This window comes from Nocardia sp. NPDC049935 (assembly GCF_055586645.1).
In genome coordinates, this window is the sequence record NZ_JBVJHV010000004.1 from 410,097 (window position 1) to 429,287 (window position 19,191).

Here is a 19,191-nt window from a genome sequence, read left to right on the forward strand (position 1 = left end):
CGAACCGGTTCGAGAGGTCCACGGAGCCGGTGAATCCCGACACAAATGATCGAGTTGGGAACCCGACTTCGACTGTCGTACTACGAAGAGTCATACTTACCCCGTGACGACCGCAGTAGGTACCTCAGGATCGGCCATAACCCAGCGTGTGCATTCGCTGAACCGGCCCAACATGGTCAGCGTCGGTACCATCATCTGGCTGTCCAGCGAGCTGATGTTCTTCGCCGGCCTCTTCGCGATGTACTTCGTCGCGCGTAGCCAGGCGCCGGAGTGGCCGATGCCGCCGACCGAGCTGAACCTCACGCTCGCGATCCCGGTCACCGCCGTGCTGATCGCCTCGTCGTTCACCTGCCAGATGGGTGTGTTCGCGGCGGAGCGCGGTGACGTGTTCGGGCTGCGCCGCTGGTACCTGCTCACCTTCTTCATGGGCGCGTTCTTCGTGGCGGGCCAGGGCTATGAGTACATCCACCTGGTGGATCACGGAACCTCTATCGCCGGCAGCTCCTACGGATCGGTGTTCTACATCACCACCGGTTTCCACGGCCTGCACGTCATCGGCGGTCTGATCGCGTTCCTGTTCCTGCTCGCCCGCACCACGATGAGCAAGTTCACGCCCGCGCAGGCCACTGCCGCGATCGTCGTCTCGTACTACTGGCACTTCGTCGACATCGTCTGGATCGGGCTGTTCGCCGTGATCTATTTCGTCCAGTGACACCAGCTCACCAGCCCGGTTCCGTCTACTCCAAAGGGACACAGATGAGTTCATCGCCCCCGACAGCGCCAGCGCCCGCCAGCGGTGGGCACGGCGAGGCCAGCAAACAGCGCAGGCAGCGCCGCGTCCGCCGACGGATCGCGGGCGGGCTCGCGCTGCTGGTGGGTCTCGTCGGAGCCGGATTCCTCGCCTCGGCGCTCACTCCCGAACCGCAGGTCGCCACGGCGAACGAGGATTCGGTGGCGCTGATCCGCGAAGGCCAGCAGCTGTACGAGACCTCCTGCATCACCTGTCACGGCGCGAACCTGCAGGGCGTGCCCGACCGTGGTCCCAGCCTCATCGGCGTCGGCGAAGCGGCCGTGTACTTCCAGGTGTCCTCCGGGCGTATGCCGATGACCCGCAACGAAGCGCAGGCCGAACGTAAGCCCGCGAAGTTCGACGCCCACCAGACCGACGCCCTCGGCGCCTATGTCGCCGCGAACGGCGGCGGCCCGACCGTGATCCGCGACGCCAACGGCGAAATCGCCCAGGACTCGCTGCGCGGCGGCGATATCGGCCGCGGTAGCGAGCTGTTCCGGATGAACTGCGCGTCCTGCCACAACTTCACCGGCCGGGGCGGCGCGCTGTCCTCCGGTAAGTTCGCCCCGCCGCTGGATCCGGCGTCCGAACAGCAGATCTACGCCGCGATGATCACCGGCCCGCAGAACATGCCGAAATTCTCCGACCGGCAGCTCACGCCGGAGGAGAAGCGCGACATCATCGCCTACGTCAAGGACTCGGCCGAGGCCAAGACCCCCGGCGGCTGGGGCCTGGGCGGCTTCGGGCCCGCCACCGAAGGCCTCGCCATCTGGGCGATCGGCATCGTGGCGGTCGTGGGTGCGGCGATCTGGATCGGATCCCGGACATGACCGGGTCGATGCCCGGAGGCGGCAGCGTGCGTAACCACGGAGGGCGTCCGGTCATGTCCCATGGGAAGGGCCCTAGTCATGAGTGAAGAACAGGAGCGAAACGAGATGGGTCGCCTGGACAAAGATTCCGCGGCCGCGACCCCGGCGGAACCGACCGAGGCCGAACTGGACGCGATGTCGCGTGAGGAGCTCGTCGAGCTCGGTACCGCGCGCGACGGTGTCGAGGTCGTCTACCGGCGCGAACGCTGGCCGGTGCCGGGAACGCGCGCGGAGAAGCGCGCCGAACGGCAGGTCGCGATGTGGTTCGCGATCTCGGGCCTGGCCGCGGCCGCGCTGGTGGGTGTGTTCCTGTTCTGGCCCTGGGAGTACAAGGGCAAAGAGGACAGCGGGCACGGCCTGTACTCGCTCACCACCCCGCTCTACGGCCTCACCTTCGGTATCTCGATTCTGGCCATCGGCATCGCGGTGGTGCTGATCCGCAAGAAGTTCATCCCCGCCGAACTGTCGGTCCAGGATCGCCACGACGGTAAGTCCGCCGAGGTGGAGCGGCGCACCCTGCACGCCGAACTGACCGACGCTCTCGACACCTCGACCCTCGGCCGCCGCAAGCTCATCACCCGCACCGCGGGCGCCGGCGTCGGTGTGCTCGGTATCGGCGCCCTGCTGGTGTTCGTCGGCGGCATGGTGAAGAACCCGTGGGCCAAGGGCGACAAATCGCCGCTGTGGGTATCGGGCTGGACCCCGGACTACCCGGGCGAGACCATCTACATCCGCCGCGACACCGGCCGCCCGCAGGACATCGTGCTGGTGCGCCCGGAGGATCTGGACGCCGGCGCCATGGAGACCGTCTTCCCGTGGAAGGAATCCTGGCGCGGTGACGAGCACGCGACCCTGCAGTCGCTGCGCGGTATCCGCAACGCCGTGATGATGATCCGCCTGCGTCCCGAGGACGCGAAGAACGCGATCAAGCGCAAGGGCCAGGAGAGCTTCAACTTCGGCGACTATTTCGCCTACTCGAAGATCTGCACCCACCTCGGCTGCCCGACCTCGCTGTTCGAACAGCAGACCAACCGGATCCTGTGCCCGTGCCATCAGTCGCAGTTCTCCGCGACCGAATGGGGTAAGCCGATCTTCGGTCCCGCCGCCCGGGCGCTGCCGCAGTTGCCGATCACCGTAAACTCAGAGGGGTACCTGGTCGCCAACGGTGACTTCATCGAACCCCTCGGCCCGGCCTTCTGGGAGCGTCGATCATGAGTGCTGGAACGGGCGTAGGCCGCAAGCTCGCGGCGCAAGCCAACGAAATGGACGAGCGCTACCGCGCCGCCGCCTTCGTGAAACGATCGATCAACAAGGTGTTCCCCACCCATTGGTCGTTCCTGCTGGGTGAGATCGCGCTGTACGCGTTCATCATCCTGCTGCTGTCGGGTGTGTACCTGACGCTGTACTTCGACCCGTCGATGGCGCACGTCACCTACGACGGCGCCTATCAGCCGCTGCGCGGCGTCGGTATGTCGCGGGCCTACGAGACCGCCCTGAACATCTCCTTCGAGGTGCGCGGCGGCTTGTTCGTCCGGCAGGTGCACCACTGGGCGGCGCTGCTGTTCGCGGCCTCGATCATCGTTCACCTGTTCCGCATCTTCTTCACCGGCGCGTTCCGCAAGCCGCGTGAGGCGAACTGGGTGATCGGCTCGCTGCTGCTGATCCTGGCCATGTTCGAGGGCTTCTTCGGCTACTCGCTGCCCGACGACCTGCTGTCGGGCACCGGCCTGCGGGCGGCGTTCTCCGGTATCACCATCGGCGTCCCGGTGGTCGGCACCTGGCTGCACTGGCTGATGTTCGGCGGGGACTTCCCCGGTGAGATCATCGTCCCGCGCCTCTATATCGCCCACGTACTGTTGCTGCCGGGCATCATGCTGGCCCTGATCGCCGCGCACGTCGCGATCGTCTGGTACCAGAAGCACACCCAGTTCCCCGGCCCGGGCCGTACCGAGAACAACGTCGTCGGTTCCCGGATCGTGCCGGTGTTCGCCGCCGACCAGGGCGCGTTCTTCGCCTTCACCCTCGGTTTCGTGGCGATCATGGGCGGCGTCCTGCAGATCAACCCGATCTGGAACCTGGGCCCGTACAACCCGTCGCAGGTCTCCGCCGGTTCGCAGCCCGACTTCTACATGATGTGGACCGACGGTATGGCGCGCCTGATGCCGCCGTGGGAGCTGTACCTGGGTCGCTACACCATCCCCGCCGCCTTCTGGGTAGCGCTGATCATGGGCCTGGTGTTCGCGGTCCTGGTCATGTACCCGTGGATCGAGAAGAAGCTGACCGGCGACACCGCGCGGCACAACCTGCTGCAGCGGCCGCGCGACGTCCCGGTCCGCACCGCGATCGGCGCCATGGCCATCGCGTTCTACGTGGTGCTCACGCTGTCCTGCGTCAACGACATCATCGCGCTGAAGTTCGATATCTCGCTGAACGCGACCACCTGGATCGGCCGTATCGGCCTGCTGGTGGCGCCGCCGGTGGCGTACTTCCTCGCCTACCGGTTCTGCATCGGCCTGCAGCGCAGCGACCGGGCGGTACTGGAGCACGGTATCGAGACCGGCGTCATCAAGCGCCTGCCGCACGGTGAGTACATCGAGGTGCATCAGCCGCTGGGCCCGGTCGACGACCACGGCCACCCGCTGCCCCTGGAATACCAGGGCGCGGTCGTGCCCAAGAAGATGAACCAGCTCGGTTCCGCGGGTCAGCCCGGCACCGGCAGCTTCCTGCGGGCCGATCCTCGCGAAGAGAGCGATCACCATTTCGCGAACGAACTCGAGGAAGAGCACAAGCAGCTCGCGGTGCTCAAACGAGTGCAGGACGAAGCCGGCTCGAACGGCAACGGTCAGCACGGTCACTGACCGCGGCGCGAACGCGAAAGGCCCCCTGGAATCCAGGGGGCCTTTTCGTATGGAGGGACGTCAGCCCGTTCAGCTCGCGCGCCGCCGCCGCGCCGACTCGATGGCCTCGAACTTCGCCAGATTGTGCCGGGCATCGGCGAGCGCGTCGTGGGCGTCACGCGGTGGCGGCGGCAGCTCCGGCCGCCCATGGGCCTCCCAATGCTGGCGCAGCTCGTTGGTGTAGCGCGGCAAGGCCGCCGGCAGATCCACCATCGACCCCCACAGCTGGCAGAGCACCACATGGTCGTACGCCGCCACCCAGGCCCACATCTCCGGTTGCACCGTGGACCGGGGCACCAGGAACCGGTACAGGTCATCACGGATCTGGGCGCGGGTCCTCCACAGCGGTGAGGTCCGCGGCGGAAGCTTCGGCAGCACGTTCTTGTTCACCCACGGTCCCGCCAGCCCCGCGTCGAACTCGGAGGAGACGGCATAGAACTCCCGCCCGTCCTCGCAGACGACCCCGATCGAAACAAGATCGATAACACGGCCGTCCTCGATGAACTCCGAATCGTAGAAATATCTCAAGTAGCAGGCTTCCTAGGCAGCGGACAGACAAGCTGAGCCTAGCTCGATTTTTGGAGCTGTAATTTTGGAGCAGCTCCGCTGCTCGAGGTTCGGCCCTCTTTTGCGTCTGCTGTCGGCCCTCGAGACTCGTGGCTTCGCCACATGCGCTTCGAGGGCCGACAGCAGACGCGGGCCGAACCTTTTCACAAACCGGCAGGCCCAGGGCAGCGACCCATGGTCCGGGACAGTGACAGCTCAGCAAGTCACGAGGATGTGACGATCTGGGGGCGTGGATTCTCGAGCGCGTTCTCCACATCTGCCTCGGGGGTCACCTCCGCTGGGCGGGGCCCGCCCCGGTTCTGGAGCGACCAGAGGGAGGGAGCGCAGCGACCGACCGGCGGGAGTGAAGAACCGGGGTTAATAGGGCCCCGCCTCGAGGCGCGGAGCGCCTCTAAAATTCCAGTATCCTGAACTGGTGAATTGGACCGTCGACGTTCCTATCGACCGTTTGCCCGAGCTGCCGCCGCTGCCCGCCGAGCTGCGTAAACGTCTCGACGACGCGTTGTCGCGGCCGGCGCTGCAGCAGCCGTCGTGGGATGCGGGGCAGGCGGCGGATATGCGCACGGTGCTGGAGAGCGTGCCGCCGATCTGCCTGCCGGCCGAGGTGGACGAGCTGCGGGAGCGGCTCGCCGAGGTGGCGCGTGGGGAAGCGTTCCTCATGCAGGGCGGGGATTGCGCGGAGACTTTCGCGGACAACACCGAGCCGCATATCCGCGGCAATATCCGGACCCTGCTGCAGATGGCGGTGGTACTCACCTACGGGGCGAGCCTGCCGGTGGTGAAGGTGGCGCGGATCGCCGGGCAGTACGCCAAACCGCGTTCTTCCGACACCGACGCGCTCGGGTTGCGGTCCTATCGCGGGGATATGGTGAATTCGCTGGTCGCGGACGCGGCGGTGCGGGAGCACGATCCGTCCCGGCTGGTGCGGGCCTACGCCAACGCGAGCGCGGCCATGAACCTGGTCCGGGCCCTCACCAACGCGGGTATGGCGGATCTGCACCGGGTGCACGACTGGAACCGTGATTTCGTGGCGCAGTCCCCGGCCGGCGCGCGGTACGAGGCGCTGGCCGAGGAGATCGACCGGGGCCTGCGGTTCATGACCGCGTGCCGGGTCAACGATCCCAGCCTGCAGTCCGCCCGTATCTACGCCTCGCACGAGGCGCTGGTGCTGGATTACGAACGGGCCATGCTGCGTCTGGCCGAGAACTCCGCCGGGGCCCCGGCGCTGTACAACCTGAGCGCGCATTTCCTGTGGATCGGGGAACGGACCCGCCAGCTCGACGGCGCGCATATCGCGTTCGCCGAACTGCTGGCCAACCCCATCGGCCTCAAGATCGGCCCGACCACCACTCCCGATCAGGCGGTGGAGTACGTGGAACGGCTCGACCCCACCAACGAACCCGGCCGGCTGACACTGGTCTCACGGATGGGCAATACGAAGGTCCGCGAGGTGCTGCCGCCGATCGTGGAGAAGGTGCAGGCCACCGGCCATCAGGTCATCTGGCAGTGCGATCCCATGCACGGCAACACCCACGAATCGTCCACCGGGTTCAAAACCCGCCACTTCGACCGCATCGTCGACGAAGTGCAGGGCTTCTTCGAGGTGCACCACGCGCTGGGGACGCATCCGGGCGGGTTGCATATCGAGCTGACGGGCGAGGATGTCACCGAGTGCCTGGGAGGGGCGCAGGACATCTCCGACCTGGACCTCTCGGGCCGGTACGAAACCGCGTGCGACCCGCGCCTGAACACCCAGCAGTCCCTGGAACTGTCCTTCCTGGTCGCCGAGATGCTGCGGTAATTTTGGAGCAGCTCCGCTGCTCGAGGTTCGGCCCTTCTGAGCGTCGGCTGTCAGCGCTCGAGACTCGTGGCTTCGCCACATGCGCTTCGAGCGCTGACAGCCGACGCGGGCCGAACCCTTTCAGGTCGGGGCGCTCTCGCTGAACTGGGCACCGCGTGGGGTGGCCTTCCTGTGGGGTCGTCCGATCGGGAGTTGGTAGGTTCGGGCGTCGGCCTACTCCGGTCCACCGATAGCCCCTGGCCGCGAATCCGCTTCTCCTCCGAGCGCCGAGTTCAGCGAGGCCCTCCGAGGGTTGCGGGCCGTCCCGTGTTTCCGGCCTCGAAGCGCATGGGGCGCAGCCGCGAGTCTCGAGGCCGGAAACACGGGACACAAGGGGCCCGCAACCCCGTGGCGCCGGAGGCGCCACCAAAATTACGGCAGGGCTACCAGGGTGACCGAGGCTCCTGATTCGACGTTGGCGTTGGCGGCGGGGTTCTGGGATACCACTACCGACGAGTCCAGGGGGGCCAGCTGGCGGACCTGGACCTGTAGTCCGAGTTCCTGCAGGGTTCTGCGGGCTTCGGCGACCGATTTGCCGACCACCGAGGGCATGGTGACGGCTTCGCAGACGATGAGGGTGACCGCGGAGCCGGCGTCGACGGTGATACCGACGGCGGGGTCGGTGCCGATGACGCGTCCGGCTTCGACCAGTTCGTCGTAGGCGGGGCGTTCGCCGGCGACGGTGAGGCCGAGGTCCTCGAGTTTCTTGCGGGCCTGGTCGGGGGTGTCGGCGCGGAGGTCGGGCAACTGCACCGGTTTGGAGCCGTTGCTCTTCCAGACCTGGACGTGGGCGCCCGCGGGCAGGACCGTGCCGGGGCCGGGGTCGACCTTGGCGACGGTGCCTTCGGGGGCGGTGCTGGCGATCTCGCCGCCGTTCACGGGTTGCAGGCCCTGGTCGCGGATGAGCTGCTGGACCTCGTCCCAGTCGTCGCCGGGCGCGATGGCGGGGACCTGGGGTTTTCCGCTGGAGACCAGGATGTCGACGGCGGAGCCCTTGGTTTCGCGGGCGCCGGGGCCCGGATCGGAGCCCACGACGCCGCCCACGGGGACGGTATCGGAGGCCTTGTCGCGGGTGCCGGTGTCGAATCCGGCGTCCTGGAGTTCGGCGGTGGCCTGTTCGAGGGTCATTCCGGCGACCGAGGGCACGGTGGTGTAGCGGCCCATGCCCATCCACCAGCCGCCGATGCCGACGACGAGGGTCAGTGCCACCACGACGGCGGCCCAGATCATGCCGTTGCGACGGCCGGTGGCCCGGGTCTCCTGGTAGGAGCTGTAGTGCGTCGGATGCTGCTGCGGGGGGATGTAGGCGGGCGGCGGGGGCTCGTTGCGCGGGTGGGCAGTGGTGACCATCCGGGTGGCGTGCGCGGCGGGTGTGGCCGCGGGTTCGGGTGCGGGGTGGGTGACCGGATGCCGGGAGCTGGTGTGCTCGGCCGACTCCTGCGGCGCCGGTACCCGGTAGGGCGGCAGATTCAGGCGGTCGGCGATGGCGCGGAGTTCGGCCACCATCTCGGTGGCGTCGGCGAAGCGGTGCGCGGGTTCGCGGGCGGTGGCGCGTGCCACCAGCCGGTCGAACTCGGGTGGCACCCCGGCGATGAGATCGCTGGGGGCGGGTACGTCGTTCTCGACCCGCTGGTAGGCCACCGACAGCGAATTGTCGCCGGTGAACGGCACCCGGCCGGTGAGCAGTTCGAAGATCAGGATCCCGAAGGCGTACACATCGCTGCGGGCGTCGGCGCTACCGGAGGTCACCTGCTCGGGTGAGAGGTAGGCGGCGGTGCCCAGGATGACGCTGGCGGAGGTGGTGTTGGCGGCGGCGACGGCGCGGACCAGGCCGAAGTCGGCGATCTTCACCTCACCGGCGTCGGAGATCAGGACGTTCTCGGGTTTCACGTCGCGGTGCACCAGTCCGGCGGCATGCGCGACGCCGATCGCCTCGAGGACCGGCTCGGCGACCGCGCGCACCGCGTGCGGCGGCATCGGGCCGCGTTCGCGCAGCAGTTCGCGCAGGGTGCCGCCCTGGACTAGCTCCATCACCAGGAACGGGTACTCACCGTCCACACCCTGGTCGTACACCTCGACCAGCGACCGGTGCTTGAGACCGGCGACGGCGCGGGCCTCGAATTCGAACCGGGTCAGGAATTGCGGATCCCCGGCGAACTTGGGGTCCATCACCTTGATGGCGACCTGGCGTCCCAGCCGGGAATCCAGGCCACGGAACACCATCGACATCCCACCCCGGGCGATCGGCGCGTCGATCCGGTAGCGCCTGTCCAGAACGGCGCCGATCAATTGTCCTCCGGCTGTCACGAACCCTCTCCACCTTCGTACCGTGTCCGACACGGTGCCGCCCCGCGCGGCCCCACCGATGGTATCGGCCGAACCGGTGCGGGTGTCTCACCGCGGGCGGACCGACAAGGTCTACCGTTGTCTTCCGTGAGCGCCTTTCCTTGCAGTGCCGACGTCCTGCCCGCCTCGGTACCACTGCTCTCGCTGCCCGATGTGGCGAAGAATCTGGGTGTCGTCGTCACCCGGGTCCATCAGATGTTGCGCGATAACCAGCTGCTCGCGCTGCGCCGCGACGGCGTGGTGGGTATCCCGGAGATCTTCTTCGACGATACGGGCGCGGTGGTGAAGATGCTGCCCGGTCTGATCACGGTGATGCGGGACGCCAAGTACACCGACGAGGAGATCATGGAGTGGATCTTCACCGACGACGAATCCCTGCCCGGTAAACCGGTGGAGGCGCTGCACGGCCCGCTCGCCCGGGAAGTGGTGCGCCGCGCCGCCGCGGAACCGTTCTGAATGGTTGGAGCAGCTCCGCTGCTCGAGGTTCGGCCCTCTTTTGCGTCTGCTGTCGGCCCTCGAGACTCGTGGCTTCGCCACATGCGCTTCGAGGGCCGACAGCAGACGCGGGCCGAACCCTTTTCGGGTCTCGTGGGACTCGGCATCGAGGGGGCGGTCATGCCGGGCACCGGGGGTGTGCGCATGCTGTGGATGGGGTCGGCGGGGCGGCTGTGGTGTTCGCGGAGGTGCTAGCCGGTGATGATCGCACCGGCGGCCAATCGCAGCCGCCGGTGGTTCGGGACGACCGCGCGCGCCGCGAAGACGGCGTAGTCGTCCTCCTCGATGCGGTCGAGAATGGCGCTGTAGAGACTCGTGGCGGCCCGGATCGCGGGGCGCACGCGGGGGGCGAGCAGGTCGACACCCGGTGCGGCGGTGCGGTAGAGATCCCGGTTCAGCGCCACCAGATGCGCGAGTGCCCGGCGGAGCGGCGGTTCGGTGTACCCGGTGGCGCGGCAGTGCCGTAGGAGACCTTCGTCGACTCCGAACGCGGCGAGTGCGTCGGCGGGGAGGTAGATCCGGTCCCGGTCGAGGTCCTCGCCGATATCGCGCAGGAAATTGGTGAGCTGGAAGGCGTTGCCGAGAGCGGCCGCCGCCGGTTCGGCGTCGGTGCGGGGGCACACCGTGCCCAGGACGGGGAGCAACTGCAGGCCGATGGCGGCCGCGGACCCGCGCATGTAGTCGTGCAGTGCCGCCATCGTCGGGTAGCGGTTGCGGAACAGCGGCGAGCCCGGGACGTCCATTCGCATGGAGTCCAGGAAGGTCGTGAAATGCCGCTGCGCGATATCGAAGCGCCGGACCGTATCGGTGAGCGCGAGGAGGACGGAGTCGAACTGCGCGGGCAGTCCGGTCGAGGTCACGGATGCCGGGATGGCCGACCAGATCGTCGACAGCCGGGATTCGACGGCGTCGAGCGCGTCGATCGGCGCGGCCGCGCTCCGATCGACGGGGGTGTCGACGATATCGTCCACCGTCCGGGCGAAAGCGTAGAGCGCGTGCACGGCGGGGCGGCGGTCGGCGGACAGCAGCCGGGTGGCCAGGTAGTAGCTGCGGCCGTGCCGGGCCGCTATCCGCCGGCAGTGGCGGTAGGACTCGTGGACGGCGTCCGGCCCACCCGGTGGGGACGCGGCGCCGGGACCGGGGAGGGGGTGCGGCGGGCGGCCCGCCGCGAGGTCACTCTCGCGGCGGCCGCTCACAGTCCGTGGGTGACGGTCGGTGTAGTGACCGGGCGGGGCGCGCCGCGCAGGCGGAGCGGATCGACCGTGCGCAGCGAGAGCGCGGCGACCACGGAGGCGAAGGTCGCCGCGGCGACATGCCAGAAGTTGTAGAGGCCGATGGAGCCGTCGGGCTGGAACACCAGCATCAGCCAGGTGCAGATCCCGACCAGCGTCATGAGGGTCGTGGTCGACAGCGCGAAGCCCGCGGCCAGGGCCAGCGGCCACGAGTAGTACCAGGGCAGCGCAGCCGGGGAGAGGATGACGATCGCGACGAACGCGATCAGGATGCCCAGCACCGCGTCGCGTTCGGTGAGCTTGAACCGCCACCAGGTCCACACCAGCAGCACCACCAGCGCCACCATGCACAGCATGCGGGTGATCTCGAGCACCGAATCCAGGCCGAACGGGGTGATCCAGGTGGTGGCGTGGGCCATGACCGTGGGCAGCGACAGCCAGTTGATGATCTTGCGCGAGCCCGACAGCGCGGTCAGCCAGCCGATACCCACTCCGGCGATGGCCGAGGCCGCCACGAAGACCACGGCGAACACCGCCAGTCCCAGCGAGGCGATCTTGGCGAACATCTTCCAGTGGTGCGCCAGGAATTCGCGGCTGCTGGTGGACAGGGCAGCCGGCTGGCCGTCGGCGGCGCGTCGCTCGCGTTCGTGCAGCATCCAGATCCACACCAGGAAGGGCAGCGCCACCCCGGCGGTCGCCTTGATCGCGACCCCGATCGCCACCACCACGATCCCGGCCACATGATGGCGTTCCAGCACCAGCGCGATACCCGCGCACATCAGGCCGACCATCAGCATCTCGTTGTGCACGCCGCCGATCAGGTGGACCAGCACCAACGGGTTGAGCACCGCCAGCCACAGCGCGACCGTGGGCTTTCCGCCGAGGTGTTTGGTCAGATACGGCACCGCCCACATCATCAGGGCGAGGCCGGGCAGCATCACGAACCGCAGCACGATGGTGCCGGCCACCACACTGTCGCCGGTGACGGCGGTGATCGCGCGACCCATGAGCAGGAACGCCGGGCCGTACGGTGCGGTGGTGGTGGTCCAGACGGTGGAGACGTTGTCCAGCAGGATGCCGGGATTGGCCACCGGACCCACCTGGTACGGGTCGAATCCGTCCCGGAGCAGCGCGCCCTGGGCGAGATAGGAGTACGCGTCGCGGCTGAACATGGGGACCGCGAACATCAGCGGCGCGATCCAGATCCCGACGATGGCCCGCAGTTCGTTGAGCCGGACCTCACCGGAGTGGCCGCCGAAACCGAGGGTGATCCGGCCCAGGCGCACCCAGGCGGCGATCATCATCAGCACCCCGGCCCAGACGCAGATCATCGACAGCGCGTAGCCGTGCCCGAACCGCAGCCAGGACAGATGGACCGCCTCGAGCAACGGATCGCGTTTGCGCACCCCGCCCGCGCCGAACCCGCCGAAGGTGATCATGAGCGCGCCGGTGAATCCGAGCAGCGCCGCATGTCCCTCCGGACTGCGCAGGAAATCGGCACAGAAGCGCAGCCACCCCCACATACCGGGGGCGAACCCGGCCCGCCCGGCCGTCCGTGCGGACCGCGGGACGGTCGCGGTGGCGCCGGGATCGGCGACCTGGACCGGGGTGGCTGTGCTGTGCATATGGGGGGCTGGCATCAGGTGTCGGTCCCCCCGGATGGTCGGCGGTCGCAACCGCAGGCGAATAGGTCGGCGCTCAGTTTACGGCTTCCCTCGGATGAGACGACCGGACGGTGGCAGGGCCGCGCGTCCGGACGATGCGATTCTCGCCCACAATGCGCTGGGCCGCGAGTTTTCCGGACAGCAGTACGGTCGGTACCCCGACCCCGGGCGTGGTGCCGCAACCTGCCAGGACCACGTTCCCGCTGCCCCGCGCGAGATTCCGGGTGCGGAACGGCCCGGTCTGGCGGAACAGATGGGCGGCCGAGAACGGGGTCCCGGCGAGCATCCCCTGATCGCGCCACCGCGCGGGCGTGTCGAGGCGGTCGATCCGGAACCCGTCCGCGATCCCCCGATAGCCGCGCTGTTCGAGCACACCCAGCAACTCCCGGAGATACGCCGATCCGATCCGATCCCAGTCCAGCGGAGCCGAATTCAGGTTCGGGCACGGCGCGAGCAATGAGAAGGGTTCGTAGCGGACGCCGTCGCGGGTGATGTGCATCCCGGGATCGCTGAGGGCCGGGCGGGTGAGCAGCAGCGACGGATCGCTCATCAGGCGTCCGCCCCGGCGCGGGGTGATCTCGGCGAAGGTCCGCGACCAGGCCGCGCCGAAGTCGATCGTGTGATGCGCCTGCACCGGCCACGCCGCCGCGATCTCGGACGGAACGGTCCCGTGCGCGACCACCGCCGACGGTGACGCGCGCAGGCCGCGCGGCACCGCGACCCCGAACCGGTGCAGCGAACCGAGATCCGCGGTGAGCACCACCGCGTCGCAGTCGATACCGCGCCCGTCCGCCAGCCGTACCCGCCGGGCCCGTTTCCGGCCCCGGCCGCCGCGGGTGTATTCGAGACCGGTGACCTCGGCGCCGAGTTCGAGGGTTCCGCCCGCCGCGGTGAAAGCGCCGGCGAGGGTCTCGGCGACCGCGCGCATCCCGCCCTCCGGGAAGTACACGCCCAGACCGGTGTCCATATAAGGAATGGCGCCGTAGACCCCGAGCGCCTGGGCGGGCGCCATTCCGGCGTAGAGCGCCTGGAAGGTGAACAGCCGCGACAGCCGCGGATCGCGCAGGGTACGTGTCACCCGCCGCCCCAGCCGGCCGAACCCGCCGAGCCGCACCAGGTCCAGCAGGGCCGCGCGTTTCTCCGGGAACCGGACCAGGTCCAGCGGCGAATCGAAGTTGGTATCCAGGAATTCGTCGTATTCGGCCAGGTAGACGCGAGCCAGCCAATCGCGCAGCCGCCGGTACCGGGCGGCCTCACGCGGTCCGCAGACGCGGTCGATCTCGGCGGCCATCCGGTCGGGATCGGAGAACACCCGCAGTTGCGAATCATCGGCGAAGCGCGCGTGATACGCGGGGCTCATCGGCCGGATCCGCAGCGGCGGATCGGCGGTCGCGGTATCGAGTCCCACGGCGGCGAGCGCCTCGTCGACGAGCCCGGGCAGGGTGAGCACGGTCGCGCCGGAATCGATGTCGTAGTCGCCGAACCGGTACCGGCCCACCCGGCCGCCCACGTGATCGGCGCGTTCGAGCAGGGTCACCGAACAGCCGGCGCCGGTCAGGTACAGCGCGGCCGACAGTCCCGACAGCCCCGCCCCGACCACCACGACACGCTCCACCGGACCCACCACCGATCGCAACGACCGGGCCGCCGCCTCCGGGCGCCGACCACTCACGCCGTGCGCCGAGTCGCGGCCAGCGCCATCGCCCGCAACCGCTCCTTGGCCTCCGGAGTGGCCGAACTGGTGTCGATGGCGCGCAGGCCCTGTTCGGTAAGGGTGGCGATCCGGGTCTCCACGGCGTCCACCGCGCCGAGTCCGGTGAGCAGGGAACGCAGTTCGACCACCTGCGACTCGGACAGGTCGGTGCCGATCTCGGCGCGCAGCCGGTCGCCCGCGGCCGGATCGATATCGGCGGCCCTGACGAGTGCCTCGGCCACCAGGACGGTGCGTTTGCCCTCGCGCAGATCGTCGCCGGACGGTTTCCCGGTGACCGCCGGGTCGCCGAAAACGCCCAGTAGATCGTCGCGGAGCTGGAACGCGATACCGATATCGGTGCCGTAGGTGCGGTAGGCGGCGATCAGGCCGGGGTCCGCGTCGGCCAGGGCCGCGCCCAGATGCAGCGGGCGTTCGACGGTGTAGGCGGCGGTTTTGTACCGGTTGATCCGCAGCGCCGCGGCCACTGATTCGTCACCGCTGGCCTCGCCGTGCACATCCAGCAGCTGCCCGCCCAGTACCTCGGTGCGCATCCGGGCCCAGACAGCCGCGAACCGGGCCAGGGCCGCGGGCGGCAGGCCGGCCGCGTGCACCATATCGTCGGCCCAGGCCAGCGCCAGATCCCCGAGCAGAATCGCCACCGATTCGCCGTAGTGCGGCGAATCGCCGGACCAGTGGCGGTCGCGATGACGCTGTTCGAAGTCCACGTGCACGGTGGGGAAGCGCCGCCGGGTGCGTGAGCAGTCGATGATGTCGTCGTGGATCAGCGCGCATGCCTGCACCAGCTCCAGCGCGGAGCAGGCGTTCAGGACGGCGGCGGCCCGCGGACCGGCGGGGTCGCCGGCCGCGCCCAGCCAGCCCATCCACGCGAAACCGGGCCGGGTGCGTTTGCCGCCGCGCAGTACGAACGATTCCAGCGCCTCGGCGGCCTCGACGAACACCGGCCCGAGTTCGGCCACGGACTCGGCACGGGTGGCGAAGAAGGCGGTCAGCGCCTGTTCCACGGCCGTCGCGAAGGCCGCGGTCCCGGGGATCGCAGCGGTGGGACCCGACCGGGTCGGAGTACCGGTTCCGGCGGACAGGGTGACCTCCCAGTTCGTTGGACGACGCGCGGGCTCCGGTGGTGGGAGACCCCGCCACGGCGCCGCGATCGCCGGCGGCCCGTGTCCGCCCGCCGTGGCGGCGGGGCATGATCGCAGAATACGCGCGCGGGCGCGTGGGCCCGGACCGGGGCGCGAGCTGTGGGGAGCGGCCCCAGGGGAGAGTGCGCGCCCGCCTTAGACTGTGCCGGTGACTTTCGACAACGCGCGGGGACTACCGACCCCTGGCCGGCCGTCCCCCACGTCACCGGACGTCTCCGCGACGCGTTCGGTCGTGCAGAGGCTGGGCCGCCGTGCCGACGGCGCCGTGCCGTTCTCGGTGGAGTTCTCCCCGCCGCGCGACGAAGCGGGCGAACAGCGGCTGTGGCGTGCGGTGCGCACCTTCGAGCGGATGCACCCGGCGTTCGTCTCCATGACCTACGGCGCCGGTGGCAGCACCCGCGACCGCACCGTGCGTGTCACCGGGCAGCTGGCCCAGGAGACCACGCTGCTTCCGGTCGGTCATCTCACGGCGGTCGGGCACAGCGTCGCCGAACTGCGCTCCATCGTCGGCGCCTACGCCGATTCCGGGATCAGCAATATCCTCGTCCTGCGCGGTGACCCGCCCGGCGACCCGCTGGGTGAATGGCACCGGCATCCCGGGGGCGTCGAATACGCCGAGGAACTGGTGCGGATCGTGCGTGATCTCGGGGATTTCCACGTCGGAGTCGCGTCGTTCCCGCAGGGACATCACCGCTCGCCCGATCTGGATCGCGATACCGACTATCTCGCCGCGAAATTGCGCGCGGGCGCCGAATACTCCATCACCCAGATGTTCTTCGACGTCGACGACTATCTGCGGCTGCGCGACCGGATCGTGGCCCGGGATCCGGTGGAGGGCGCCAAGCCCATCATTCCCGAACTGATGCCGATCACCTCGCTGCGCACGGTGGAGCGCGCCGAGCAACTGTGCGGCCGGCCGCTGCCGGACCGGGTGATCGAACGACTGCGCCGCGCCGCCGGATCGGGGCCGGAGGAGGACCGCGCCGCCGTCCGCGCGGCCGGAATCGAGATCGCCACCGAGATGGGCGAGCGGCTCATCGCCGAGGGCGCGCCGTGCCTGCATTTCATCACCCTGAATTTCGCCAAGGCGACCGGCGAGGTGCTGGCGAATCTGGGATACGGGGTGACGGCGGCGCCGGTGAGCGCCTGATCCGACGGTAGCGGGCCCGCCGATCCGGCTACGCCGAAACCGCGGCGTCGGGTTCGGTGAAGACCTGGACCGTCGTGCGGCCGTCCCGCCGCGCGACCTCGATCGCCCGGTGGTCGTGGCGGACGATGACGCCCGCCGCGTCCTCGACGGGGTCGAGGATCTCGATACCGGCGATCCGCTCACCCGCGTGATCGAGGCGGTCACCGGGTTTGGCGGCGATGAACACCCGGCCGCCGACGACCCACCAGGTCCCCGGGATATCCGGCAGCCGCTCCGGGGCGTCGCCCAGCACATGGTGGGCGACGCGGTGGCTCGCGCTGTCCGGGCCGCTCAGCCAGACCGCGCACCGGTCGTGCCACTGCGTCCAGGTGGTGGTATCGGCACTCGGGTAGCCGGTGACGGTGACGGTCATGGTGCAGCCTCCTCGCAACCCGGGCCGGAAGAACTGTCCCTGCCGATCGGTCCGGGCGGTTTCATCATCCGTTCCGCCGCCGGGCGGGCACAAGGCCGAGAATCAGCGTGAGTCCAGCTCTTGGAGGGGGCTCAGCGGGCGTCCCTTCCAGGTCAGCGCGTTGCGTCGCCGATCGCGGTGTGAGCAGGCCCACAGCCCGAGATAGGCGCCGACCGCGAGGGGATGAGCCGCGGCGCTCAGCAGGTCCGCGGCCGCGGGCGGTCGTCCGGTTTCCAGGCCGCGGGCCAGCAGCCGGCCCGCGACCGCGGCCCCGTAGCCGGCCAGCCCCCAGCGACGGATCGCGCCACGGCCCAGGAGGGCGGCCGCCGGGGGCAGCCAGTAGGCCCAGGCGGCGACTGTCCCCACGGCCAGCCCGCCGGAAACCGTTCCGCCGTAGGCGGACCAGAGCCAGCGGCGGTAACCGCCCGCGAGTTCGCCCGCGCCGCGGTACATCCGGGTCGCGGCGAGTTCACCCGCCGCCGCGACGGCGGTGCGGTACCCGGCCCGGCGCAGCGCCCGCGCGAGCGCGAGGTCCTCGGTCACCGCCGCCGCGACCGGGATATGCCCGCCGATCGCGAGGTAACCCGCGGTATCGAGGACGAGGAATTGACCGCAGGCCACCACGGTGGAGGCGCGGTTGCCGCGATCGGCGAGCGCGACCGGCAGCGTGGAGGCCCACGACCAGCACAGCAACGGCTGGACCAGCAGTTCGGCGAGGGTGTTCGCCCGCTGTCGCGGCCAGGCCGTCAACAGTGTCAGCCGCCGCGCGCGCAACCGGGTGACCGCCGCCGCCAGCGCGGTGGGCGCCAGCCGCACATCGGCGTCCAGGAACACCAGGACATCCGGCACCTGCCCCGGGGCGGCGCCGGTGGCGTGCTCGGCGAGTGTCCGGCAGGCCGCGGCCTTACCGGTCCAGCCCGCCGGAGGTGCGCCGGTCGTGACGAGTAGCGCGCAGCGCGGGTCGCCGTCCATCGCCCGGCGCGCGATGTCGGCGGTGCCGTCGCGGGAGTCGTCGTCGAGGACCAGTACCCGGAGGCCGGGGATACCGGTCTGGGCCCGGAGGTCGGCGATCAGGCCGGGCAGCCGCGCGGCCTCGTCGCGGGCGGGGATGCAGACCGTCACCGCGTCGGTGACCGGCGGAGGTGTCCGGGGCAGCCGGGGCACCGTGAGCCGGTTCCAGGCCGTGAGCGCGGCCCCCGCCACGGCGAGAGCCGACCCGGCTCGTACCGCGCTTGCGGACCGGCCGCGGGGGAAACGGCTCACTGGTTGTTCTTGACTCCGTCCCACCAGCGGCGCAGCGAGAACCCGGCGGGTGCGCCCGGTGCGGCGGGATTGCGGTCCAGGTAGGCCATCGCGATGACGACGGCCGCGATGGCCAGGGTTATCCCGCCCACGATGCCCGCCCAGCCCGCGAAGGACCGGGTGTTGGGATCGGAGTAGCCGACCTCGGCCCGGACCGTGCTCACCTCACCGGCCGGTAGTTTCCACGACACCACGGAATCGCCCTCGCGGGTGCCGTTGGTCTTGGCGACCCGGGCCGGGAACGCCACGCTCAACTGCACATCGGAGCCGTGCGGAGCCAGCGTTTCGAGGTCGATCCGGCCGTTGAGGCTCACCAGATCGCCGTTGCGCTGGAACTTCAGCTGGAACAGGCCCTGCGCCTGTTCGGAGAGCTGGGACAGTTGTTCGACCTCGCCGAAGTTCAGGTCGTCGAAGTAGATCTCGTTGCCCACATAGCCGTCCTGGTTGTACGGCTCGATGCGCACCTTGGTGGCCAGCGCTTCGGGCGCGGTGAACTGCGGGCCCTTGTCCTCGGAGTTCTCGGGGACGACCGCGGCCACGATCCGGCCCGAGACCCGGTCGTTGGACGACACACCCATCGATGCCTGCACCCGCAGGCAGCCGGCGAGCGCGGGCACCAGCATCGCGGCCAGGACGAGGGCGGCGCTCACCCGCACCCGGAGGCGGCGGGCGCGCGGAGCAGGGACCGGGGAGCCGGGTTCGGCGGTGACGGGACTCGTTGGCACGGGTGACATG

General features: G+C 69.6%; 16 protein-coding genes. 7 read left to right on the top strand and 9 right to left on the bottom strand.

Annotated elements, in window-relative coordinates; translation table 11 throughout:
- Positions 1-103 precede the first annotated feature (103 nt).
- The 4 genes from ctaE to qcrB all read left to right on the top strand — a co-directional run bounded on the left by ctaE (position 104) and on the right by qcrB (position 4,517).
- The gene (gene ctaE / locus ACZ6SF_RS18735; RefSeq protein ID WP_466063412.1) at positions 104-712 is read left to right on the top strand and encodes an aa3-type cytochrome oxidase subunit III; all 609 of its coding nucleotides are present in this window, start codon (positions 104-106) and stop codon (positions 710-712) included.
- 44 nt (positions 713-756) lie between these two features.
- Positions 757-1,620 (top strand): cytochrome bc1 complex diheme cytochrome c subunit, encoded by an 864-nt coding sequence (gene qcrC, locus ACZ6SF_RS18740; RefSeq protein ID WP_466063413.1) that lies wholly within the window; start codon positions 757-759, stop codon positions 1,618-1,620.
- 105 nt (positions 1,621-1,725) lie between these two features.
- Entirely contained in the window at positions 1,726-2,874 is a 1,149-nt protein-coding gene (gene qcrA, locus ACZ6SF_RS18745) for a cytochrome bc1 complex Rieske iron-sulfur subunit (protein WP_466063621.1), read from the top strand.
- Positions 2,871-4,517, top strand: coding sequence for a cytochrome bc1 complex cytochrome b subunit (gene qcrB, locus ACZ6SF_RS18750; protein ID WP_466063414.1), 1,647 nt, complete (start codon positions 2,871-2,873; stop codon positions 4,515-4,517). The genes qcrA and qcrB overlap by 4 nt, the downstream gene beginning before the upstream one ends.
- 69 nt (positions 4,518-4,586) lie before the next feature.
- Here the strand turns inward: qcrB and ACZ6SF_RS18755 are convergent, their stop codons facing one another.
- Positions 4,587-5,084, bottom strand: a complete 498-nt coding sequence (locus ACZ6SF_RS18755; protein WP_466063415.1) for a polyadenylate-specific 3'-exoribonuclease AS — start codon at positions 5,082-5,084, stop codon at positions 4,587-4,589.
- Between the two features lie 454 nt (positions 5,085-5,538).
- Here ACZ6SF_RS18755 and ACZ6SF_RS18760 point away from each other — a divergent pair, with 454 nt between their 5' ends.
- The gene (locus ACZ6SF_RS18760) at positions 5,539-6,924 is read left to right on the top strand and encodes a class II 3-deoxy-7-phosphoheptulonate synthase (protein ID WP_466063416.1); all 1,386 of its coding nucleotides are present in this window, start codon (positions 5,539-5,541) and stop codon (positions 6,922-6,924) included.
- A 411-nt stretch (positions 6,925-7,335) separates the two neighbouring features.
- On the opposite strand, the gene pknB is transcribed toward ACZ6SF_RS18760, so the two are convergent.
- A complete protein-coding gene (gene pknB, locus ACZ6SF_RS18765; RefSeq protein WP_466063417.1) occupies positions 7,336-9,270 on the bottom strand; it encodes a Stk1 family PASTA domain-containing Ser/Thr kinase in 1,935 nt (644 codons plus the stop codon).
- A 126-nt stretch (positions 9,271-9,396) separates the two neighbouring features.
- Here pknB and ACZ6SF_RS18770 point away from each other — a divergent pair, with 126 nt between their 5' ends.
- Positions 9,397-9,765, top strand: coding sequence for an Rv2175c family DNA-binding protein (locus tag ACZ6SF_RS18770; RefSeq protein WP_466063418.1), 369 nt, complete (start codon positions 9,397-9,399; stop codon positions 9,763-9,765).
- 230 nt (positions 9,766-9,995) lie between these two features.
- Here ACZ6SF_RS18770 and ACZ6SF_RS18775 read toward each other — a convergent pair whose 3' ends face one another.
- The 4 genes from ACZ6SF_RS18775 to ACZ6SF_RS18790 form a co-directional block, all read right to left on the bottom strand.
- Complete coding sequence (locus tag ACZ6SF_RS18775) at positions 9,996-11,000, bottom strand: phytoene/squalene synthase family protein (RefSeq protein WP_466063419.1); 1,005 nt, start codon at positions 10,998-11,000, stop codon at positions 9,996-9,998.
- Complete coding sequence (locus tag ACZ6SF_RS18780; protein WP_466063622.1) at positions 10,997-12,661, bottom strand: alpha-(1->6)-mannopyranosyltransferase A; 1,665 nt, start codon at positions 12,659-12,661, stop codon at positions 10,997-10,999. Before ACZ6SF_RS18780 ends, ACZ6SF_RS18775 begins: the two co-directional genes overlap by 4 nt.
- A 73-nt stretch (positions 12,662-12,734) precedes the next feature.
- The gene (crtI, locus tag ACZ6SF_RS18785; protein ID WP_466063420.1) at positions 12,735-14,372 is read right to left on the bottom strand and encodes a phytoene desaturase family protein; all 1,638 of its coding nucleotides are present in this window, start codon (positions 14,370-14,372) and stop codon (positions 12,735-12,737) included.
- On the bottom strand, positions 14,369-15,493 hold the full coding sequence (locus ACZ6SF_RS18790; RefSeq protein ID WP_466063623.1) for a polyprenyl synthetase family protein: 1,125 nt from the start codon (positions 15,491-15,493) through the stop codon (positions 14,369-14,371). The genes crtI and ACZ6SF_RS18790 overlap by 4 nt, the downstream gene beginning before the upstream one ends.
- 208 nt (positions 15,494-15,701) lie before the next feature.
- Between ACZ6SF_RS18790 and ACZ6SF_RS18795 the strand changes: the two genes are divergently transcribed.
- Positions 15,702-16,703 (top strand): methylenetetrahydrofolate reductase, encoded by a 1,002-nt coding sequence (locus ACZ6SF_RS18795; RefSeq protein ID WP_466063421.1) that lies wholly within the window; start codon positions 15,702-15,704, stop codon positions 16,701-16,703.
- Positions 16,704-16,731: 28 nt separating this feature from the next.
- On the opposite strand, the gene ACZ6SF_RS18800 is transcribed toward ACZ6SF_RS18795, so the two are convergent.
- The 3 genes from ACZ6SF_RS18800 to ACZ6SF_RS18810 all read right to left on the bottom strand — a co-directional run bounded on the left by ACZ6SF_RS18800 (position 16,732) and on the right by ACZ6SF_RS18810 (position 19,190).
- Entirely contained in the window at positions 16,732-17,115 is a 384-nt protein-coding gene (locus ACZ6SF_RS18800) for a hypothetical protein (protein WP_466063422.1), read from the bottom strand.
- Between the two features lie 102 nt (positions 17,116-17,217).
- A complete protein-coding gene (locus ACZ6SF_RS18805; RefSeq protein WP_466063423.1) occupies positions 17,218-18,417 on the bottom strand; it encodes a glycosyltransferase in 1,200 nt (399 codons plus the stop codon).
- Complete coding sequence (locus tag ACZ6SF_RS18810; RefSeq protein ID WP_466063424.1) at positions 18,414-19,190, bottom strand: LppM family (lipo)protein; 777 nt, start codon at positions 19,188-19,190, stop codon at positions 18,414-18,416. Before ACZ6SF_RS18810 ends, ACZ6SF_RS18805 begins: the two co-directional genes overlap by 4 nt.
- Position 19,191: the final 1 nt, after the last annotated feature.